Annotated in this window: 1 protein-coding gene; it reads right to left on the bottom strand. The window is 48.7% G+C overall.

The window, feature by feature from the left end; all coding sequences use genetic code 11:
- A partial coding sequence (locus tag R7190_RS30245) for a LysR family transcriptional regulator (protein WP_318138258.1) occupies nucleotides 1-534 on the bottom strand: 534 nt, incomplete at both ends.

Here is a 534-nt window from a genome sequence, read left to right as displayed (position 1 = left end):
GATTGCTGTGGTCGATGAGATCAGGGCTGCACACTAATACCAGTTCGTCTTCACTGAGCTTTTCGCAATAGTAGTCTTGCCATTCTTCAGTGTTGCCATGCACTAACGCAGCATCAACGCCTTCTTGTTCCAAATTGAACCGTCCAGAAAGGTTAGATAGGCGCACATCAAGTTGAGGGGCATAGGCTTGAAGGCGTGGCATACGTGGGATCCACCAATGCAGTGCCAAGGAATTCACCATGTTTAGCGTAATGCGTTGAGAGTTTTGATCGTGCATCAGTGCTTCGGTTGCATCGACGATTTGTTCTAACGCTGGCGCGACTTTGCGGTAGTATTTTTTGCCTTCGGTATTGAGGTACACATGGCGTCCAATTCGGTCAAAAAGCGGTTTGTTTACTTGGCTTTCGAGAGATTTAATTGCTTGGCTGATCGCCGAGTGGCTAACGCTCAGAAGCTGGGCGGCTTCCGTCATACTGCCTGATTCCGCCACCGCCACAAACGCGTAGATGGATTTTAATGGTACTAATTTGCGCA

It is taken from the genome of Vibrio sp. 1078-1, from assembly GCF_033340475.1.
Note: the sequence above shows the minus strand (reverse complement) of the source record. Positions and strands in the feature narration are given on the sequence as shown.